The organism is Bacillus sp. EAC, from assembly GCF_002156875.1.
In the GTDB taxonomy this organism is placed as follows: domain Bacteria; phylum Bacillota; class Bacilli; order Bacillales; family Bacillaceae_G; genus Gottfriedia.
In genome coordinates this window covers 165,672-183,677 of sequence record NZ_NCSY01000002.1, presented here as the reverse complement: position 1 = coordinate 183,677, position 18,006 = coordinate 165,672, and the positions used below count along the sequence as shown (strand labels likewise).

The 18,006-nt window shown below is 32.5% G+C and carries 20 protein-coding genes; 15 read left to right on the top strand and 5 right to left on the bottom strand.

Going from position 1 to position 18,006, the window contains the following annotated elements; translation table 11 throughout:
* Positions 1–196: 196 nt before the first annotated feature.
* Positions 197–985, top strand: coding sequence for an EcsC family protein (locus B7R65_RS04035; RefSeq protein ID WP_088041465.1), 789 nt, complete (start codon positions 197–199; stop codon positions 983–985).
* 90 nt (positions 986–1,075) lie between these two features.
* Here B7R65_RS04035 and B7R65_RS04030 read toward each other — a convergent pair whose 3' ends face one another.
* From B7R65_RS04030 to B7R65_RS04020, 5 genes are all read right to left on the bottom strand, one after another.
* Positions 1,076–1,732, bottom strand: a complete 657-nt coding sequence (locus tag B7R65_RS04030; RefSeq protein ID WP_088041464.1) for a glycosyltransferase — start codon at positions 1,730–1,732, stop codon at positions 1,076–1,078.
* 181 nt (positions 1,733–1,913) lie between these two features.
* Positions 1,914–2,489: a hypothetical protein gene (locus B7R65_RS21030; protein WP_142288197.1), complete on the bottom strand. Its 576-nt coding sequence runs from the start codon at positions 2,487–2,489 to the stop codon at positions 1,914–1,916.
* A 387-nt stretch (positions 2,490–2,876) separates the two neighbouring features.
* Positions 2,877–3,167, bottom strand: coding sequence for a hypothetical protein (locus B7R65_RS21025; protein WP_218780390.1), 291 nt, complete (start codon positions 3,165–3,167; stop codon positions 2,877–2,879).
* A gap of 242 nt (positions 3,168–3,409) precedes the next feature.
* The gene (locus tag B7R65_RS04025; RefSeq protein ID WP_088041463.1) at positions 3,410–3,871 is read right to left on the bottom strand and encodes a signal peptidase I; all 462 of its coding nucleotides are present in this window, start codon (positions 3,869–3,871) and stop codon (positions 3,410–3,412) included.
* Positions 3,871–4,401 carry a CalY family protein gene (locus tag B7R65_RS04020; RefSeq protein ID WP_256941183.1) on the bottom strand — a complete coding sequence of 177 codons (531 nt, stop codon included), beginning with the start codon at positions 4,399–4,401 and terminating at the stop codon, positions 3,871–3,873. Before B7R65_RS04020 ends, B7R65_RS04025 begins: the two co-directional genes overlap by 1 nt.
* 361 nt (positions 4,402–4,762) lie before the next feature.
* On the opposite strand from B7R65_RS04020, the gene B7R65_RS04015 reads away from it, so the two are divergent.
* The 14 genes from B7R65_RS04015 to uvrA all read left to right on the top strand — a co-directional run bounded on the left by B7R65_RS04015 (position 4,763) and on the right by uvrA (position 17,810).
* Positions 4,763–5,203: a MarR family winged helix-turn-helix transcriptional regulator gene (locus B7R65_RS04015; RefSeq protein WP_088041461.1), complete on the top strand. Its 441-nt coding sequence runs from the start codon at positions 4,763–4,765 to the stop codon at positions 5,201–5,203.
* Between the two features lie 27 nt (positions 5,204–5,230).
* Positions 5,231–6,172, top strand: coding sequence for a ring-cleaving dioxygenase (locus B7R65_RS04010; protein WP_088041460.1), 942 nt, complete (start codon positions 5,231–5,233; stop codon positions 6,170–6,172).
* Between the two features lie 3 nt (positions 6,173–6,175).
* The gene (locus tag B7R65_RS04005) at positions 6,176–6,781 is read left to right on the top strand and encodes an alpha/beta hydrolase (protein WP_088041884.1); all 606 of its coding nucleotides are present in this window, start codon (positions 6,176–6,178) and stop codon (positions 6,779–6,781) included.
* A gap of 11 nt (positions 6,782–6,792) precedes the next feature.
* Positions 6,793–7,398: a flavin reductase family protein gene (locus B7R65_RS04000; protein WP_088041459.1), complete on the top strand. Its 606-nt coding sequence runs from the start codon at positions 6,793–6,795 to the stop codon at positions 7,396–7,398.
* Between the two features lie 373 nt (positions 7,399–7,771).
* A complete protein-coding gene (gene sigY / locus B7R65_RS03995) occupies positions 7,772–8,311 on the top strand; it encodes an RNA polymerase sigma factor SigY (RefSeq protein ID WP_088041458.1) in 540 nt (179 codons plus the stop codon).
* Positions 8,304–8,606 carry a DUF5345 family protein gene (locus B7R65_RS03990; RefSeq protein ID WP_088041457.1) on the top strand — a complete coding sequence of 101 codons (303 nt, stop codon included), beginning with the start codon at positions 8,304–8,306 and terminating at the stop codon, positions 8,604–8,606. Before sigY ends, B7R65_RS03990 begins: the two co-directional genes overlap by 8 nt.
* Before the next feature lies 1 nt (position 8,607).
* Complete coding sequence (locus B7R65_RS03985) at positions 8,608–8,814, top strand: transcriptional regulator (protein ID WP_088041456.1); 207 nt, start codon at positions 8,608–8,610, stop codon at positions 8,812–8,814.
* 16 nt (positions 8,815–8,830) lie between these two features.
* Complete coding sequence (locus B7R65_RS03980) at positions 8,831–9,328, top strand: DUF1648 domain-containing protein (RefSeq protein ID WP_088041455.1); 498 nt, start codon at positions 8,831–8,833, stop codon at positions 9,326–9,328.
* A gap of 169 nt (positions 9,329–9,497) precedes the next feature.
* A complete protein-coding gene (locus tag B7R65_RS03975) occupies positions 9,498–9,890 on the top strand; it encodes a GntR family transcriptional regulator (RefSeq protein WP_088041454.1) in 393 nt (130 codons plus the stop codon).
* On the top strand, positions 9,887–10,576 hold the full coding sequence (locus tag B7R65_RS03970; RefSeq protein ID WP_088041453.1) for an ABC transporter ATP-binding protein: 690 nt from the start codon (positions 9,887–9,889) through the stop codon (positions 10,574–10,576). Before B7R65_RS03975 ends, B7R65_RS03970 begins: the two co-directional genes overlap by 4 nt.
* Complete coding sequence (locus B7R65_RS03965) at positions 10,573–11,421, top strand: hypothetical protein (RefSeq protein ID WP_088041452.1); 849 nt, start codon at positions 10,573–10,575, stop codon at positions 11,419–11,421. The genes B7R65_RS03970 and B7R65_RS03965 overlap by 4 nt, the downstream gene beginning before the upstream one ends.
* A 13-nt stretch (positions 11,422–11,434) precedes the next feature.
* Positions 11,435–12,709 carry a hypothetical protein gene (locus B7R65_RS03960; protein WP_088041451.1) on the top strand — a complete coding sequence of 425 codons (1,275 nt, stop codon included), beginning with the start codon at positions 11,435–11,437 and terminating at the stop codon, positions 12,707–12,709.
* Positions 12,710–12,951: 242 nt separating this feature from the next.
* Positions 12,952–14,937, top strand: coding sequence for an excinuclease ABC subunit UvrB (uvrB, locus tag B7R65_RS03955; protein WP_088041450.1), 1,986 nt, complete (start codon positions 12,952–12,954; stop codon positions 14,935–14,937).
* Positions 14,938–14,951: 14 nt separating this feature from the next.
* On the top strand, positions 14,952–17,810 hold the full coding sequence (uvrA, locus tag B7R65_RS03950; RefSeq protein ID WP_088041883.1) for an excinuclease ABC subunit UvrA: 2,859 nt from the start codon (positions 14,952–14,954) through the stop codon (positions 17,808–17,810).
* The last annotated feature ends 196 nt before the right edge of the window (positions 17,811–18,006 follow it).

Here is an 18,006-nt window from a genome sequence, read left to right as displayed (position 1 = left end):
GAGTAAATAGATGCATTACATTAATCAGTCTGAACCTTATATTTTTGGGTGACTACAAACTGGAAGCATTACTTGATTTGAAGTAATGCTTTTTTATACCTTTTATGACTTTATATATTTTACTTTTACATATGAAAAGCTATATAGTGTTAGATAATTACAATGTAAATTGAGTGATTCATGGATAGGAGATCGTATGGAAAATAAAGAGTATCTGATGAACCAGCTTAAGGTAATTGAGAAGTGGGAAAAAGATCAAAAGAACGTATTCTTTTGGGAGAAAATAGGCCGAATTCCATTTATGATATTGGATAAAATCACACCGAAGTTTATCCATGAAAAAATTGGACTTGTTCTGGATGAGCTTTCAAAGTATGTAAATGTTGGTGGACAGTACTTAGTAAGTGTACCTTCAACTCTTTCCAAAATAAATAAAGAATTAGGCATTCAAGAAATAACTGATATTGAAAAAGTTAGTGAGTTAACAATTGAACAAATGGACCATATTTCAAATTATTTTATTGCTAGTCGTAAGCAATTCGCAAAAGTTCAAGGAGCGACTACTGGCTTTGGAGGTATATTTACACTTGCGATTGATGTTCCAATCTTATTAGGACTGACTTTAAAAACACTTCAAGAAATTGCGATATCACATGGATATGATCCAAATGATCAGGAAGAACGAGTATTTATTATTAAATGCTTACAATTTACTTCATCTGACATTGTTGGAAAAAAAGCCATATTAGAAGAATTAACAAATATTGAAGGCAAAAAAGCTTTTTCTCAAATCGAAGGATGGAGAGAAGTATTTTATACTTATCGAGATAATATGGGGTGGAAAAAATTATTTCAAATGGTTCCGATTGCAGGATTAATATTTGGTGCATATGTAAATAAGCAAGCTATTGAAGATGTTGGTGGAGTAGGAAGAATGCTTTACAAAAAGAGAAGAGTAATCGAGAAATTAAATCATGTAACATAATGAAAAAAGATGAATTCAGATTAAATAGGAATTCATCTTTTTTCTGTATAAAATGATAAAAACAAACGTTTGTTATAGTTGCTATTTTAATTAGTTTTTAAATTTATTTGGGAATTGTTTGATGATTCCAGCTGATAAAGCATCAGCTAAACGGATAACATGGTTCAGTCCATCATCAAATGCTTTTATATTTCCATCCCAATCCATCTTTATTCTAGTTACTACCTCATTTGTCACCATCTGTAGATGCATATGTAGCAAATCTTTTAATGCCTTATTGTTCCAGTGTGGATTTGCTTTGCTTAAGAAGTTGGCAATATCATCGGCGTTTTTAAACCAATCGTCATTTAATTTTTTTAAGTTTGCTTGATCATTTACTTTTGCTGCTTCGATTAACTTTCCTGCAATCACGATATGATCAGTTAAAAGTTTAGCAAGTTGATCTCCTGCTGCTGCACCATAATAAGGTTTTATCGCATTGCCAATATCCTTTTGATTTTGAAGTAATCTAGCAAGAACTTTATCCTTATCTGCCAACCCTGCAGTCGCACTAGTAATATACTTACTTGTCCAGATAGTGTGATCCATCAATAGTTTTCTCATATCATTTTTTAGTTGAACAGATGATTTACTCATACATTTTGTTGAGTGTACACGAGTATCTGTTTCTGCTTTTGATGTTATTGGAGATAAAACTAAGGCAAAACTCAAAAATAATATCGTCATTTTAAGTAGCAGTTTTTTCATTTTTTTCTCTCCTTTTTGAGATTCATTGTTGTTCAATCTTATTTTGGATTTTATTTCTAATTTCATTCAAGGTTTTTAAGGCGAAAAATTGTAGCCGACCATATTAAAAAATACAAAGCTTATGAGTTCAGCGGAAAAAAAGCAAAAAGAAATCTCTTTTTGCTTTTTTTATTTGACCATATTAACGATTGAAGCGATCAAAATTAATTTTACCTATGATATAACTTATAAACGTCAGTTCGATGACTTTATTCGTTACTGCATGGAGTATTTGTAATAAGGGCCAGAAAGAGAAATGATTATAGTCTAAAAGTAGTGTAGTAAATCTATTATTTAGTGGGAGCGAAAAGTGGAAGGAAATATATAAGAAGATGATATCAGATATTCGATCAAGGTTGATTGAGTTGAAATTTGAGATGGCAGAAGGATTAAATAATAAATAGAGTAGCCCGTAGAAAATATCAGATGATAATAATGTAACGATGATATATAAGAATTTTTGCCATTCTTTTGTCGTTTTAATATTTCGAAGTACAGAACCAATTACATCAAACCATAGGATTAAAATAATAATACAAATATGTGCAATCAACAAAAGGATATAACCTTTAGCTAAACCTTGAAGAAATGAAGAATGTATTGTCCAAATCATTCCGTATGAAGAATAGAATGTAATGACAATCAGGACCATATAGACGATGAAATATAAAATTCGATTTTCTACATTTCTAATGATTGCAAAGTAGTATCTAATCATTGAGATGATTGTAATTAAAATATGAGTTAGTAACAGGACAAATATGACAAAGCCAGGGGTAAATAAAAAGAGCAAAATTAATATGAGAGAAATTCCAAAAACATAATACCAAAATTGAGCTAGTAGCTTGAAGGAATTTGTATATTTATCATTCAATAAACTTAATAGTGGAATAATAAAAATGATGGGTAGGAAAACGTAATTTCCTATTCCAGAAAGTTTTGAAAACGAAAAGAATAACTCTGCAATTACTAAATATAATAGCCATTTAAAGAAATATAATGTCTCAAATTCTAAGTTGTATTTTGAAACTAATATTTTTCTTAAATGATTAATAATACTAATGAACCTCCTTAAACTTAAATTTTCACTTTTAATGAAGTTGATCTAAAGGAGAGTTACAAAGATGGTAATCGGTATAATCTTTATTACAACACCAGTAGTGAGGCTTTTTACTTCGATAGATCCTGTGAACTGACCAAATGAAGTAAATAAGATACCAAGTTGGATTGACATATTAATTGACTGAGTTGTCCCATAATTAAAGCTATACGTATTTGTAGGTAAAAGAAGTATATCGCTTAATCCAACTAATCCCAATGGGGAGGTCCCGTCGATTATTCGAAGTCTTAGGTTATCCGGATTAGTTTTACTTTCTATCCCAATCACATTGTTCACATTCTTAACAAGTAGGGAGTTTGCAACTTTATATACGACCCCAAAATTGATTGAAATTGATTGATTTGTTCCACTTGAAACAGTATTTGCAGCATCATTTGGTCTTAATGTATTAGTACTATAGAAATTATATTGAAAATAATTGCTATTTCCTGTGGTTAAAGTGTTGTTTATTTTTACTTGTTTAATAAAGAGAGCATCTGCAATTGGTGCATTTACTAAAATGATCGCAGTGAGGAGTATTATTGCTTTTTTTTTAGAATAAGCAGTAAAGTCAAACTTACGATTAATAGAATCACTAAGGCTATATATGGTTTTATAAGATAAACTAAATAACCTATTAGAGGGATATGATAGATGTACTTACCGTAAACTTTTTCACTTTGGACTAAAATAAAGTCGACATGTTTATTTGCATCGCCTTTCATTTCATAGGAAATTCCACTTTTTGTTTCTTTCACGCTATTCACTCTGTGCATTACAGGTCTCGTCTCATTTTTATATTTAAAAAATAGAATATCACCTTTTTTGATATGTGTAGGATTAGATTTTTTTGAGATGGCAATCGACCATTTAGGAATGGTTGGATTCATACTATTTGTTAACACAATATATGGCTTATAGCCGATTAGGATTGGAAGAATAATCAAAAGTGAAAGAATAAGAAATACTAGTTTTACATACTTAAAATAAACATTTTTCATTATAATGACCGACCTTTTATTAATTGTTCAGCATTAAAGTGGAAAGTGAAAATACTATTCTGATTTGAGAGGGTATTGTCAGCTGTTAATGGAAGAGAAAGAATAAATGTATAAACTTTAGGAGAATCAGTTGATAAGAAACTACGAAGTATTGTAGACGCATTATTTAATAAACCGTTGTAAACAACTGTAGTCGATTCATCTTTGATTATTAAGTGGAGACCATCAGGACTATTAAATAATGGAGAAGCCATGTTTGTGACTGTAATAGCGAATTCTAAATCAGTATTACCAGCATTATCTATTTCAACATTTCTAGTATACGTATCACCAGGTAACATATCGCTAATATTGAATAAGTCTGTTCCTCCTAATGTAGGAGTGGCTGTAATATCAACATAAGCTGTGCCAACAGTATTTGGTAAATTTTCTTGGTCAATAAATAATGCATCTGCTTCTCCTACATAGTTTATTAATAGTAATAGAAATATCAAATAAATTAGGCCGATAACTCTTTTATGTTTTTTCATTTTGTCCACGTAATCCCCTCCTTTTGTAAGAAGTAATATTACTATAGTACGATATGCAAATGAACAAAAAGCGAACTAAACTACTAACTATTTCTAGTAGATTTATTTTATGATTTAGCAGTTTTCATAAACAACAACTACCATTTAGAAAAGGGCCTACTATTTTTAATAATCGTGACAAATAGTTTAATGACTTTTAGAAGAATTAAATGCTAGTTTTTGTTTAAAAATAGAAAATGTGCAAAGTTGTTTTACTTTTTAAATTAAAAAGATTAGCAAAATTAATCGAAAGTTTACTACTTGATTTTTTATCAGTTTAATATTAAACTGATAACAAGTTCAATCAGCTGAGGTGCTAAAAATGAAAAAAAATGAACATGATGTATCTTCACATAAATCAAAAAATCTAGCCGTATTACTTTGGTTTCGTTTAGCCCGTTTTTATCTAAAAAATGTAAGGGAATCAAATAGCCAATTAAAAAATTGGGGACTGACAACTGCACAGTTTGATGTCATTGTTCATGTAGGACGAAATAAAAGAATTACTCAACAAGAGTTAGCAGATAAATTGGTCGTTACAAAAGGGAATGTGACTCATTTATTAAAGAAAATGGAAGAGTTAAATTGGATCAAAAGAGAAACAGAATGGAAAAACAAATATCTCTCTTTAACTGAATTAGGTCAGAAGATGTATGAGGAAATTGTACCTACTCAAGAGCAATTTCAACAAAATCAGTTTAATAAATTATCTGAAGATGAGCAGTTACAATTACTAAATTTATTAAGGAAATTAAATAAATAAAAAAATAATGGGATGGGTGATTAGTTTATGGAGAAAATGAAAGGTTTACATCATATTACGGCCATTGTAGGTGATCCACAGGAGAATATGGACTTTTATGCTGGTATTCTAGGTCTTCGTTTTGTGAAAAAAACGGTTAACTTTGATGACCCGGGCACTTATCATTTTTACTTTGGAAATGAAGGTGCAGAGCCTGGAACAATAATGACATTTTTCCCTTGGGCTAATGCGTATAAAGGTAGAGTAGGTAGTGGGCAGGTAGGAATCACAACATTTTTAATACCATCTAACTCATTATCATTTTGGGAAAAAAGGTTAGCTTCATTTAAAATTGAGACGATAAAGGTCACAAGATTTGGAGAAACTTTCCTTCAATTTGAAGATATTCATGGGTTGAAACTAGAGTTAGTGGAGAGGGAAGAAGGTCCACAAAATACTTGGGAATTTAATGGGGTTACAAAAGATGTTGCGATTAAAGGGTTTGGGGGAGCGGTACTTTATTCAGGCGCACCACATAAAACAGCAGAACTTTTAGAAAACGTCATGGAACTGGAAAGCATAGGTCAAGACGGAAATTACCTAAGATTTAAAGCGAGTAGTGATATTGGAAACATTATCGATATTGAATTAGCTCCAGTTGGTAGAGGTGTAATGGGAGTTGGAACGGTTCACCATATTGCATGGCGAGCTAGTAACGATGAAGAACACTTAAAATGGCAGCAAAAAGTGCATGAAAATCATTATAGTGTAACTGAAGTTAAGGATCGAAATTATTTTAATGCGATCTATTTCCGTGAGAATGGCGGATTATTATTTGAGATCGCAACAGATCCTCCAGGTTTTATGATCGACGAGCCAAAAGAACAGTTAGGGGAGCACTTAATGTTACCTAAATGGCAAGAACCGAATCGCGAATTAATTGAAAATCATCTACAACCTATAAAAATTAGAGAAGTAAAAGGAGAATAAATGATGAAGCACGTATTTATTAAAGGGAAAGACCAAAATAAACCAACATTCTTATTACTGCATGGTACTGGTGGGAATGAGCATGATTTATTACCGATTGCTGGTATGATTGATGATGAAGCATCAGTACTATCAGTTAGAGGAAATGTAAGTGAAAATGGGATGCCCCGTTTCTTTAAAAGATTAGCTGAAGGAGTATTTGATGAGGAAGATTTAATTTTCCGAACGAAAGAATTAAAAGAATTTATTGATACGGCATCAGTTGAACACGGATTTAATGCTAATAATGTGATTGCTATCGGCTATTCTAATGGCGCTAATATTGCTGGAAGCTTACTTTTCCATTATGAAAATGTATTGAAGGGTGCAATGCTATTACATCCTATGGTGCCAATTCGAAGCCTTGATTTGCCTAAAATGAAGGATGTAGCTATCTTTATTGGTGCAGGTAAAAATGATCCTATTTGTTTACCTCAAGAAACTGAAGAGCTGGCGTCACTATTAAATGGTGCAGGTGCTGATGTAGAAGTTCATTGGGAAAATAATGGACATAGCTTAACAAGAACTGAAATTGAAACAGCAGCTAGTTGGTATGAAAAAAACTTTTAAGAGGTGGAAGAATGCAATCATTTTCTCCAAATGAATTAAGTGAACGCGATAATTATAAGTTTCTAATTGGTGGAATTATTCCTAGACCAATCGCTTTTGTAACAACTGAATCGAATGAAGGAGTATTAAATGGTGCACCATTTAGTTATTTCAACATCGTCACTGCAAATCCGCCTATGATTTCCATTTCTGTGCAAAGACAAAATGGAAAACAAAAAGATACAGCAAGAAATGCAATTGAGAAGAATGAATTTGTTGTTCATATCGTAGATGAATCTAATGTTGAGGCAATAAACAAAACAGCGGCAGCTTTACCACCAGACGAGAGTGAAATTCAACTAGCAGGATTAACTCCTACGGAAAGTGTGAAGGTTTCAGTTCCCGGCATAAAAGAAGCAAAAATTCGTTTAGAATGCCAACTCGAACAAGTTATTCCGCTAGGTGTCAATAACGAAGGTTGTGATTTGTTGATTGGTAAGGTTGTTTATTATCATGTGAATGAAGAAATTTATTCAAATGGTCGAATTGATCCGAATGGATTAAGAGCTGTAAGCAGGCTTGCAGGAGATAATTACGCGAAGGTTGGCGAGATTTTTACAATAGAGCGTCCGAGATAAATAAAAGAAAGAAGGATAAATTTTTTTATCCTTCTTTTTTATTTGTGCCATGATGAAATTATTGATGTAATTCCTACTGATAAACTTAAATGCGAAAAGGATAAATTCACCGAACAGGATTAATGTAAATGAAGCGAAAGCTAAATAAAAAGTGGCTAAAAATTAAAACTATACTTTTGATTACGAGGACATAGCAGGAAGTGTTAAAGATAAAAATAAAAGTAGTTGTAAGAGTATAATAGTAAATTAGTTTCCCTTTTTATATTCGTTAGGGAATTTTTTATAAAAAAATTAAAAAGAAAAATGAACGATTTGTGGAAGTTATTCGTATAAGATATGAAACTTAAACGAAAAAAAATGTGGGGAGGAAGAAATGGATTCACTAAATGAGCAAGAGATTATCAAACTTGCACAAAAGGGTAATCAAGAAGCATTCGCTAAACTATTCCAAACCCACTATTCCTTTCTATATAAATTCGTATTAAAAATGACATTGAATCCACAATCGGCAGAAGATCTTGTTCAAGATACGATGTTGAAGGGGTTTGATAATATTTCTAAATATAACGGTCAGTCAAAGTTCTCAACTTGGCTAATTACGATTGCGACTAGAATTTATTTAGATCAACAAAGAAAGAAGAAACGTGAATGGTTTTGGCAAAAGAGTGAGAAAGAACAATTATCACGTTCTCTACAATGGCAATTGTCTTACAAGGGTTTTGAATGGAATGATGTGATGGATGGATTCGAGAAATTAAAATCTGAAGTGCGTACGGCAATTTTGTTAAAGCATTATTACGGTTACACAAATGAAGAGATAGGAAATATGATGGGAATTCGTGAAGGAACCGTCAAATCAAGAATTCATAATGGAATGAAAGAAATAAGAGAGGAGCTTCTGAAGTATGAATAAGAAAACGAATGAATTTGTTTCAATTTTGAATCAGATAGACGATTTAATAGACGTTCCAGAACCCTCAATCAGTTCGCTTACACAGAAAATTAAAATGCATGAAGAACAAAAAAGAGCGGCCTTTTTTAGAGAACTAATTCTATTCATTTGTGTTGCATGTAGCCTGTTCATAGGTACTATTTTAGTTGCCTTTGAAACGCCAGCAAGTATTATTATTATCCAAGTAATAGGGTTTATCGTGTTGCCATTTATTTTTAGTAGAGATAAAAAGAAGTTGAAAAAGGAGTGGCTATAAAATGGAATGGACAGCCATGAATATTGCACTACTAATAGTTGTATTTACTATTTTAATGATACAAAGTATTACGCTGTTTACAAAAGCGAAAAAGCGTAATCGTTCAGCGTGGTTATGGGGTCTATTAGGAATTATTCAATTTCCTTGGCCAAGTATTTTTTTCTATTTATTCGTTGTAAGAAAAGATCGTAAAGCTAGCATTAAATAGAAAGTGGGGGCTTAATATGGAAAATAGACCGATAATAAAAATACAAGAAAATTCGTTTCAAAAATTGATAAATCGTCTTTCCTTACTATTGATTGGATTGTCAGCTATTTATATAGTGTTCATTTATCATAAATTGCCAAACCGAATTCCAATACATTTTAACTTTATGGGGGATGTAGACAATTGGGGTCCAAAGTGGTTCATTTTTATACTTTGGGGAGTTGGATTGCTAATCTATTTCTTGTATTCTAAAACACAATCAATTCCACATAAGTTTAATTATATTGTAAAAATTACAGAGCAAAATGCGGAAAGACAATATAAATTGGCATTGAAAATGATGTCTTTTTTAAAGTTTGAGGTAATCATTTTGATTTCATATTTACTTTGGTCAGTTGTACAAAATGCATTGAATACAGTGAACCAGTTAGATAATTATGTGATGATTTTCTTTGTTATTTGTATTTTCATTACGCTCGTTTTTTATATGTTGAAATCAAGAAAGTATCGCTAATTAAAGAGACATTCATTATTTATGAACGAAAATAATGAATGTCTTTTTTTATTTTTGCGTTTGACAAGTTTAGTGTATTACATGTATAGTACACGTATAAGGTGTATGAACTAAGTAGTACACACACGTGTGATATCGAAAGATTATCATCTAAGTAGGAGGTGGACTGATGGAGTTTAATGTGAATAATCGCGAGCCGGTTTATCTACAGGTCGTTAGGAACTTTAAGCAAAAAATTGCAAAAGGACTATTAGAGGCAGGACAGGAAATACCATCAAGAAGAGAACTGGCAGTTCAATTTAATATAAATCCAAATACTGTGCAAAAAGCGTACAAGGAAATGGAGGAACAAGGATTGATTACAACTGAACGAAATTTTCCAAGTAAAGTTACGACAGATAGCAATATATTAAACGGCGTAAGAAATGAATTAATAATGGAAGCAGTTAATGAGTTCGTTGATTCAATTAAAGTCATTAATGTTCCAGTTAATGAATTGCTAGAAATGGTTAAGCAAAATTATGAGAAAAAAATATCGAAGTCGAAAGGAGAACAAAAATGATTGAAGTGAAAAATGTGTCAAAAAAATATGGTCGTAAAAATGTTCTTCGCAACGTCTCTTTTACAGCAAATAAAGGAGAAATCACATGTCTAATCGGGATTAATGGTGTGGGGAAATCAACAACAATGAAAGCAATTATGGGTATTACTCCAATTGATCAAGGTGAAGTATTGATTGATGAAAAGCAAATCCATCATTCGATGTATGAAAATATTACATTTATTCCTGATACATTAACGATGCTTCCAAACTTTACAGTAGGTGAAGCGATACATTTTATGGAAGATTTTTATCTGAATTGGAATAAAGATCGTGCTGAAGAGTTATTAGGCTTTTTTAAATTAAATAAAGAGGATAAATTAGGTGAGCTTTCAAAAGGGAACTCTGCAAAAGCAAATCTACTATTTGGACTTGGATTAGATGTGGATTATGTCTTGATGGATGAACCTTTTTCAGGAATAGATATGTTTAGTAGGGAGCAAATCGCAAAAGTATTTACAAGTCATCTAATAGAAGACAGAGGGGTAATTATAACAACTCATGAAATTAATGATATTGAACATTTAATCGATAAAGTTATTCTATTAGACAATGGAGAAATATTAAAAGAATTTTATACAGAAGAATTACGATTAGAAGAAGGTAAGTCAGTGATTGACGTTATGAGAGAGGTGTACCAATCATGAATCGTTTTATAAAACTTGTTAATTTTGAAATCAATCGATTCAGTAAATTATATATTGGGTTATTAATTTTAACGGCTATTTCTCAGTTTGTAAGTTTGTTTTTAGTGAAATCTAACTATATGGCAACAGCAAAAGACGCAAATTATGCAAGCTCCATTAAAGCAACAGAGGCATTCATTGAATCAAATGGTTTATTAAGTTTTAATCATGTAACAAGGCATTTATTATTCGTTGCTCCAATAGCAATCTGTGTAGCATTGATGATGCTTTATATCTTTATCATTTGGTATCGAGATTATTTTGGGAAAAACACATTTATTTATCGCTTATTCATGTTACCAACTTCAAGAATGACGATTTATTATGCGAAAGCAACGACAATTATGATCATGGTCTTAAGTTTACTTGCTTTTCAATTGATTATTTTACCGATTGAAATAAGTGTATTTCAAAGTATAGTGCCTAGTGAACTGCTTGCAAAAGTCAATACAGTCGATTTAATAATAAATAACCAATTTTATGGAATTGTATTGCCAGGAAGTTTTGTACAGTTTCTACTATCATACGGAGCAGGAATGGCATCAGTCTTCGTTATTTTTACTGCTATCTTATTAGAAAGAAGCTACCGATGGAAAGGGATCGTGTTCGGTATTTTATATGCGATTGCCATTGTGTTTGTTTTAATCTCACCAATTTTATTAAATGATCTAGTATTTGTAAATAATGGCGGATTCTCATTTTATCCGATTGAGGTATTTTTCATTGAATTAGGTTTAATCGTTTTAATTACGCTAACTTCAATCTTACTAAGTAAATTTTTATTAAAGAATAAAGTATCGGTATAAAGGAGGAGACATGATGAAACGTTATCGTAATATGGCCGTAATCGCAGCTGTGACTACTCTCAGCCTTGGTATCTTTTATACAAAGGTTGCAACATCTGAAAGCAAACAACCTAATTTCTATTTAGCAACAGAAAAAGGAAATTCGAAGGAAGTAAAAAACATTGTACTAAATGCAGGGTATAATAAAAATGGTATTGATAATAATTTAAGGATTACGACATCTGGGAGTGAGTATCGTAATAGTAATCTAATTTTTGATCAGTTTAATACTAATTTTTTTGAGATTCAGAAACTAAATGATTTGCAAAAAGAAGAAAAAAATTATATGCGCGGAAAAACCTTGTCGTCTGGGTTTTACATTGATAAAAATTATATTTGGTATGCTGATGCGAGAGGGAAACATGCAGGATATAATGAAAAAAATAATGGGTATAAACTATATATTGATGGGATGGACCGTCAAAATAAAGATCGCTTTAAGTTTAAATTAGATATCCCTAAAGAAGAGGAATACTCATATATAAACGTAGAAGACATTCAATTAATTGGAAAAGAGATTGTAGTAACGACGTATCAAAATAAGACCAATTTTAGCGATAATCATAATGGTAATATGAATGAAGTTGTTGACCAAAATGAACGCGTTATGTATCGAATCAATGTAAGTCAAAAGAAAATTGTTGAAACGAAAGTATTTAACCTATCTAAAAATGAAGGCAATATTCATACTGACGTACAAACTACAGGTTCATCGGATCCAACTCAACCAAATAACTATTTTGTTTATATGGAGATGGAATCAAAGAATACTGTTCAACAAAACGGAGATTCAACTTCAGAACTAATTAGAAGTGATTTGCATGTAATTAACATGAAAACTGGAAAAGATGAGCCATTAAACTTATCAAAAGAACAACTAGAGATTGCAAAACAAAGTGAATTGATGCTGGATAGTAATTTCCTATACATCGTCAATCGTAATGATAAGGGACAAACAGTTTTAAAATATAGTCTCGAAAGAAAAATGCTTGATGGAGAACCAATAAAAATAAATATTCCACTACAGAAAAAAGAAACAATGATAAACAATATGATTTTAAAAGGTAAATTATATATGTATCCAACTTCTACAGGTGAATCAGTAAGTAGTAGTAATGGCATGGTCATTATAATTGATTTGAGTGATGGAAAGGTTATTTATGAAGGAAGAGTAAAATTAAAAAATACAAAAGAACATAATATGGAATTAGTAAAAAAATTATATTTTTATGATTTAAGGATTCAATAAAATAGAAACCTAGTCTGATGATTTTTAAACCATCAAGACTAGGTTTTTTTATTAATAGAATCAGTAAAGTGAAGTTCGAAAGAATGTACGTTCTTGTTTAATAACTTGAATTCTCACTTAAACCTAGATAATATTAAATTGGAGTTAAAAATTAAAGTACATTTGTTCTGTTTTTGATTGATTTTTACAATTTTGTGGTAAAATAGAAGGATAGGTATGTTTTGGAAATGGAGGCGGAGAAGATGGAGCAGAGTTTCGAGATAGTTTCTAATTATTCACCACAAGGCGATCAGCCGAATGCGATAAGAGAACTTGTGGATGGAGTTAAAAATGGTAAAAAGCATCAGGTGTTATTAGGAGCAACAGGTACGGGGAAAACTTTTACCATTTCAAATGTAATTAAGGAAATAGGTAAACCAACATTAGTTTTTGCTCACAATAAAACACTTGCTGGACAATTATATAGTGAATTAAAAGAGTTTTTTCCAAATAATGCAGTTGAATACTTTGTAAGTTACTATGATTACTTTCAACCGGAAGCGTATGTACCTCAAACGGATACGTATATTGAAAAAGATTCTAGTATTAATGATGAAATTGATAAATTACGCCACTCTGCTACTTCCTCCCTTTTTGAAAGACAGGACGTTATTATTGTTGCGAGTGTTTCATGTATTTACGGTTTAGGTAATCCAGAAGAATATCGTGAGTTAGTCTGTTCATTGCGAAATGGAATGGAAATTAGTAGAGATGACTTATTGCATAAATTAGTAGATATTCAGTATGCACGTAATGATATTGACTTCTCGCGTGGTACGTTTCGAGTTCGTGGCGATGTGGTCGAAATTTTCCCGGCCTCTCGAGATGAGCACTGTATTCGTGTGGAATTTTTTGGTGATGAAATTGAGAGGATTCGAGAAGTGGACGCATTAACTGGCGAGATTCTAGGAGATCGAGATCATGTAGCAATCTTCCCGGCTTCCCACTTCGTAACACGTGAAGAAAAAATGAAAGTTGCGATTAAGAATATTGAAGCTGAACTAGAAGAGCGTTTAAAAATAATGAAAGAGAACGGAAAATTATTAGAAGCTCAAAGACTAGAACAGCGTACAAGATATGATTTAGAGATGATGAATGAAATGGGATTTTGTTCAGGAATTGAAAATTATTCCCGTCATTTGACATTAAGACCACCAGGTTCAACACCTTATACTTTATTAGATTACTTTCCTGAAGATTTCTTAATGGTAATCGACGAGTCGCATGTTACGGTACCTCAAATTCGAGGAATGTTTAACGGTGACCAAGCTAGAAAACAAGTATTAGTCGATCACGGATTCCGTCTACCATCTGCTTTAGATAATCGCCCTTTAAAATTTCAAGAGTTTGAAGACAAGGTACAACAAACTATTTATGTCACTGCTACTCCAGGACCGTATGAGTTAGATTTATGTCCAGAAAGAGTAGAACAAATTATTCGTCCTACTGGTCTATTAGATCCGACAATTGACATACGTCCAATCGAAGGCCAAATAGATGATTTAATTGATGAGCTACGAAATCGTACAGCTAAAAATGAAAGAGTGTTAATCACTACTCTTACGAAAAAAATGTCTGAGGATTTAACGGATTATTTGAAAGAAATTGGCATTAAAGTAAACTACTTACATTCTGAAATTAAAACGCTTGAGCGTATTGAAATTATTCGCGACCTTCGATTAGGTAAATATGATGTTTTAATTGGAATTAACTTATTACGTGAAGGTATAGATATTCCAGAGGTTTCTTTAGTTGCCATTTTAGATGCGGATAAAGAAGGATTCCTACGTTCTGAGCGCTCATTAATTCAAACAATCGGCCGCGCAGCAAGGAATTCAAATGGTCATGTTATTATGTATGCGGATAAGATGACGAATTCGATGAATATCGCAATTGAAGAAACAAAACGTCGACGCGAAATTCAAGAGGCTTATAATATAGAACATGGAATTACGCCAAAAACAATTATTAAACAAGTACGAGATGTCATTCGAGCGACTTCAGATGCTGGAGATGAAGAAGTTTATGAAAATGGCCTTGGCGCTAAATATGCAAAAATGAACAAAAAAGAACGTCATCTATTCATTCAATCAATTGAAATGGAGATGAAGGATGCAGCGAAGGCGCTCGATTTCGAACGAGCAACAGAACTTCGTGACTTAATATTAGAGTTAAAAGCTGAGAGGTGAGGAATTTGAAAAGTATGAATGAAATTATTATCAAAGGAGCTAGAGCACATAATTTAAAAAATATCGATGTGACTATTCCAAGAAATCAATTAGTAGTTGTAACTGGATTATCAGGATCAGGAAAATCCTCACTAGCTTTTGATACAATTTACGCTGAAGGTCAACGTAGATATGTAGAGTCATTATCTGCGTATGCACGCCAATTTTTAGGTCAGATGGATAAACCTGACGTGGATTCAATTGAAGGTCTTTCACCAGCAATTTCAATTGATCAAAAGACAACAAGCCGTAATCCACGTTCAACTGTTGGTACTGTAACAGAAATTTATGATTATTTACGATTATTATATGCTCGTATTGGGACACCAATCTGTCCAACACATGGAATTGAAATAACTTCGCAAACTGTAGAGCAAATGGTGGATCGAGTAATGGAGTACCCAGAAAAAACAAAACTCCAAGTGCTTTCACCAGTTATTTCTGGCCGAAAAGGGACACATGTAAAAGTATTTGAAGACATTAAAAAACAAGGTTTTGTTCGAGTGCGTGTAGACGGAGAGCTTTTTGATGTTTCAGATGAGATTGAGTTGGAAAAAAACAAAAAACATTCAATTGAAGTAGTCATTGACCGTATTGTTATAAAAGATGGGGTAGCTACTCGACTTGCTGATTCCCTTGAAACAGCATTAAAACTTGGAGAAGGCCGTGTCATTATTGATGTCATCGGAGAAGAAGAATTATTATTTAGTGAACATCACGCATGTCCACATTGTGGTTTCTCAATTGGCGAATTAGAGCCTCGTATGTTCTCGTTCAATAGCCCATTTGGAGCATGTCATTCATGTGATGGACTTGGTACAAAATTAGAAGTTGATTTAAACCTAATCATTCCGAATGAAGGATTAACACTTAGAGAAAATGCAATTGCTCCTTGGGAATCAATTAGTTCTATGTATTATCCACAACTCCTAGAAAGTGTATGTAATCACTACGGAATCAATATGGATATCCCGTTTAAAGACATACCAAAACACTTACAAGATAAAATTCTTTATGGTAGTGATGGAGAGCAAATCTATTTTAAGTATGATAATGAACAAGGCCATGTGCGTGAAGCGATGATTGAATTTGAAGGAGTAGTTTCAAATGTAGAAAGACGTTATAAAGAAACGACTTCAGATTTTATTCGTGAACAAATGGAAAAATATATGGCACAACAAAGCTGTCCAACTTGTAAAGGGCATCGTTTAAGAAAAGAGGCTCTTGCAGTCTTTATTAATGGACTTCATGTAGGTGAAGTAACGAAAATGTCAGTTAAAGAGGCATATGATTTCTTTGGTGGACTGGATCTTACTCCGAAGCAAGAAAAAATAGCGAACTTAATCTTAAGAGAAATTAGAGAACGATTAGGATTTCTTGTTAATGTTGGATTAGACTATTTAACGTTGAATCGTGCAGCAGGTACATTATCAGGTGGAGAAGCACAACGAATTCGTTTAGCAACTCAAATCGGATCTAGGTTGACAGGAGTTCTTTATATTCTAGATGAGCCTTCGATTGGATTACATCAACGAGATAATGATCGTTTAATTTCTACTTTATTAAACATGCGTGATATCGGAAATACATTGATTGTCGTTGAACATGATGAAGATACAATGTTAGCAGCTGATTATTTAATTGATATTGGGCCAGGCGCAGGTGTACATGGCGGACAAATCATTTCTCAAGGTACACCAAAAGAAGTGATGGAGGATGAAAATTCATTAACTGGTAAATATTTATCAGGTGAGAAGTTCATTCCAGTACCACTTGAACGACGAAAAGGTGATGGTCGTGAAATTAAGATTGTTGGTGCGAAAGAAAACAACTTGAAAAATGTTTCGACTGCATTTCCTTTAGGTACGTTCGTTGCAGTAACGGGTGTATCTGGTTCCGGTAAAAGTACTTTAATTAATGAAATACTATATAAATCATTAGCCAAAAATTTGAACGGATCTAAAGTGCGCCCAGGTGAACATAAAGAAATCAAAGGGATTGAACACTTAGAAAAAGTTATAGATATTGATCAATCACCAATCGGACGTACACCGCGTTCTAACCCTGCAACGTATACAGGTGTATTTGACGATATTCGTGACGTTTATGCAACTACAAATGAGTCAAAGGTTAGAGGGTATAAAAAAGGCCGATTTAGTTTCAATGTTAAAGGTGGAAGATGTGAAGCATGTCGAGGCGATGGTATTATAAAAATCGAGATGCATTTCTTACCTGATGTGTACGTACCTTGTGAAGTTTGTCATGGAAAACGATACAATAGAGAAACTTTAGAGGTTAAGTATAAAGACAAATCAGTTTCGGAAGTTTTAGATATGAATGTTGAGGATGCTGTTGTTTTCTTTGAAAATATTCCAAAGATTAAACGAAAGTTACAAACTTTATTTGACGTAGGTTTGGGTTACATTACTCTTGGGCAGCCAGCTACTACATTGTCTGGTGGGGAAGCTCAACGTGTAAAACTTGCATCAGAACTTCATAAACGTACGAACGGCCGCACATTATATATTCTAGATGAACCAACAACTGGGTTACATGTAGATGATATCGCTAGATTATTAGTTGTCTTACAAAGATTAGTTGACAATGGCGATACTGTTCTTGTCATCGAACATAATTTAGATGTTATAAAAGCTGCAGACTACTTAATAGACCTAGGTCCAGAAGGTGGAGATAAAGGTGGAACAATTGTAGCAACAGGAACACCAGAAAATCTATGTAAAGTAGATGCTTCACATACAGGAAAGTATTTAAAAACTGTATTAGAGCGAGATAAAAGCCGAATGGAACAAAGAATGGCTTTAATGGAATCATAAGAACGATATAGCTACATGAAATACAAAGAAAAGAGAGAGTATTCTTTTTTCTTTGTATTTGTTTTATTTGATATACTACATATTCATAATTCAATAGGGAAATACATAAGTGGTCCACATTTCTTGAATGCTTTGGCATACAATAAATAATAAAGAAATGAGAATGAATAAAATATAAATAAAAAAAGATTTGTTG

Bases quoted from the DNA above. Each gene is read 5' to 3' on its own strand.
- B7R65_RS04035 (WP_088041465.1), top strand. From the start codon at position 197: ATGGAAAATAAAGAGTATCTGATGAACCAGCTTAAGGTAATTGAGAAG.
- B7R65_RS04030 (WP_088041464.1), bottom strand. From the start codon at position 1,732: ATGAAAAAACTGCTACTTAAAATGACGATATTATTTTTGAGTTTTGCC.
- B7R65_RS21030 (WP_142288197.1), bottom strand. From the start codon at position 2,489: ATGATTAGATACTACTTTGCAATCATTAGAAATGTAGAAAATCGAATT.
- B7R65_RS04025 (WP_088041463.1), bottom strand. From the start codon at position 3,871: ATGAAAAATGTTTATTTTAAGTATGTAAAACTAGTATTTCTTATTCTT.
- B7R65_RS04020 (WP_256941183.1), bottom strand. From the start codon at position 4,401: ATGAAAAAACATAAAAGAGTTATCGGCCTAATTTATTTGATATTTCTA.
- B7R65_RS04015 (WP_088041461.1), top strand. From the start codon at position 4,763: ATGAAAAAAAATGAACATGATGTATCTTCACATAAATCAAAAAATCTA.
- B7R65_RS04010 (WP_088041460.1), top strand. From the start codon at position 5,231: ATGGAGAAAATGAAAGGTTTACATCATATTACGGCCATTGTAGGTGAT.
- B7R65_RS04005 (WP_088041884.1), top strand. From the start codon at position 6,176: ATGAAGCACGTATTTATTAAAGGGAAAGACCAAAATAAACCAACATTC.
- B7R65_RS04000 (WP_088041459.1), top strand. From the start codon at position 6,793: ATGCAATCATTTTCTCCAAATGAATTAAGTGAACGCGATAATTATAAG.
- sigY (WP_088041458.1), top strand. From the start codon at position 7,772: ATGGATTCACTAAATGAGCAAGAGATTATCAAACTTGCACAAAAGGGT.
- B7R65_RS03990 (WP_088041457.1), top strand. From the start codon at position 8,304: ATGAATAAGAAAACGAATGAATTTGTTTCAATTTTGAATCAGATAGAC.
- B7R65_RS03985 (WP_088041456.1), top strand. From the start codon at position 8,608: ATGGAATGGACAGCCATGAATATTGCACTACTAATAGTTGTATTTACT.
- B7R65_RS03980 (WP_088041455.1), top strand. From the start codon at position 8,831: ATGGAAAATAGACCGATAATAAAAATACAAGAAAATTCGTTTCAAAAA.
- B7R65_RS03975 (WP_088041454.1), top strand. From the start codon at position 9,498: ATGGAGTTTAATGTGAATAATCGCGAGCCGGTTTATCTACAGGTCGTT.
- B7R65_RS03970 (WP_088041453.1), top strand. From the start codon at position 9,887: ATGATTGAAGTGAAAAATGTGTCAAAAAAATATGGTCGTAAAAATGTT.
- B7R65_RS03965 (WP_088041452.1), top strand. From the start codon at position 10,573: ATGAATCGTTTTATAAAACTTGTTAATTTTGAAATCAATCGATTCAGT.
- B7R65_RS03960 (WP_088041451.1), top strand. From the start codon at position 11,435: ATGAAACGTTATCGTAATATGGCCGTAATCGCAGCTGTGACTACTCTC.
- uvrB (WP_088041450.1), top strand. From the start codon at position 12,952: ATGGAGCAGAGTTTCGAGATAGTTTCTAATTATTCACCACAAGGCGAT.
- uvrA (WP_088041883.1), top strand. From the start codon at position 14,952: ATGAATGAAATTATTATCAAAGGAGCTAGAGCACATAATTTAAAAAAT.